The organism is Micromonospora sp. S4605, from assembly GCF_003176715.1.
In the GTDB taxonomy this organism is placed as follows: domain Bacteria; phylum Actinomycetota; class Actinomycetes; order Mycobacteriales; family Micromonosporaceae; genus Micromonospora; species Micromonospora echinaurantiaca.
In genome coordinates this window covers 1-1,612 of sequence record NZ_QGSW01000029.1, presented here as the reverse complement: position 1 = coordinate 1,612, position 1,612 = coordinate 1, and the positions used below count along the sequence as shown (strand labels likewise).

2 protein-coding genes are annotated in these 1,612 nt (G+C 75.5%); one reads left to right on the top strand and one right to left on the bottom strand.

The features are described from left to right. On the bottom strand, positions 1–595 hold a 595-nt coding region (gene recO / locus DLJ47_RS01020), incomplete at its 3' end, for a DNA repair protein RecO (protein ID WP_109898230.1). A gap of 101 nt (positions 596–696) precedes the next feature. Between recO and DLJ47_RS01015 the strand changes: the two genes are divergently transcribed. Beyond that, positions 697–1,473, top strand: a complete 777-nt coding sequence (locus DLJ47_RS01015; RefSeq protein ID WP_109898231.1) for a DUF4097 family beta strand repeat-containing protein — start codon at positions 697–699, stop codon at positions 1,471–1,473. Positions 1,474–1,612 lie beyond the last annotated feature (139 nt).

The following is a 1,612-nucleotide window of genomic DNA, read 5'->3' as shown; positions in this document are numbered from 1 at the left end:
CAGGGTCGGCGACGGGGGGCCGGCAGTCGGGGCAGACCGCTCCCCCGGCCGGTACGGAGAAGGCCCGGTGCCGCCCCGGGGTGCCGCAGACCGCGCAGGCGGTCAGCGCCGGCGCCCAGCCGGCCAGCGCCATCCCGCGCAGCAGGTAGGCGTCGAGCACCAGGGTGGTGGCGTGGCTGCCGTCGGCCAGCGCGCGCAGCGCGCCGAGGGTGAGCTGGAACAGCCGCAGCGAGGGCTCCCGCTCCACCGGGGTGAGTCGCTCGGCCGTCTCGGCGATCGCGCTGGCCGCGGTGTAGCGCGGGTAGTCGCCCAGGAACCGCTTGCCGTAGAGGTCGATCCCCTCGACCTGGCTGACCGTGTGCAGCGAACTGCCCTGGTTGCCCTTCGGGTCACCGGCGAGCTGGAGGTCGACGTGCCCGAACGGTTCCAGCCGGGCGCCGAACTTGCTGGTGGTGCGCCGGATGCCGCGGGCGACCGCACGCAACCGGCCGTGCCGGCGGGTGAGCAGGGTGATGATCCGGTCGGACTCGCCGAGCTTCTGTACGCGCAGGACCACCGCGTCGTCGCGGTAGAGCTGTCGGCGGTACCCGGCCATCGGGTCATTCTCCCTCGGGGTGCGAAATCAGGGTCGGTTCGGGGTGCGCGGCCGGCTGTCCCCGATGTGTGGGGCCGGGGATCCGCCGTAGCGTGCTCGCCATGGCACTGCACCGAACCACCGCCGCCGTCGCCGCGGCCGCCACCCTCATCGTCCTCGCCGGGTGCGACAACCTCTCCTTCCGGCGTCTCGACTACGACAACACCGAGGTGGCGCGGATCACCACCATCCGGGTGCTGCCCGGCTCCGGCGACGTGGTGGTCCGGGCCAGCGGCCCGGCCGGCGAGGTACGGATCAAGCGGGTGGTGCGCTACCAGGGCGGCCAGCCCGACGCCCGGTACGAGATCAAGGGCGCCGAGCTGGTGCTGGACGCCGACTGCGGAAACCGGTGCAGCGTCTCCTACGAGGTCACCGCCCCGGAGGGGGTCGCGGTCCAGGGCGAGACCGGCTCCGGCGACGTCGACCTGAGCCGGGTCGGCCCGGTGGAGTTCCGGCTCGGCTCGGGCAACATCCGGGTCAGCGACGCCAGCGGCCCGGTACGCGCCGAGACCGGCTCCGGCAACATCGACGTCGACGACGTGGCCGCCCCGGTCACCCTGCGCGCCTCCTCGGGCGACATCACCGCCCGCCGGCTCGGCGGCGAGGTGGACGCCGAGGCCAGCTCCGGCAACGTCAACCTGGAGCTGAGCACCGCCGCCTCGGCCCGGGCGCACGCCTCCAGCGGCGACGTCACCCTGCTCGTGCCCCCCGGCGCCTACCGGGTCCGCTCCGGGGCCGGCTCGGGCGACGTGCACGTCGCCGTGCCCGACGACCCGACCGCGCGGCTGGTGATCGACGTGGGCACCGGCAGCGGCAACATCACGGTCGCCCAGCGCTGAGTTCCACGGTCTCCGGCTCGCCGGCCTCACGTGGCGCCGGCACCGCGGCCCGGCCGCTGACCGGCAGGCCCGGCTCGGGCAGGTGCGCGGCCCCGGCGGGCGGCGGGCTGGACGGCACCGGCTCGCCGGCCGCCAGCCC

Bases quoted from the DNA above. Each gene is read 5' to 3' on its own strand.
- DLJ47_RS01015 (WP_109898231.1), top strand. From the start codon at position 697: ATGGCACTGCACCGAACCACCGCCGCCGTCGCCGCGGCCGCCACCCTC.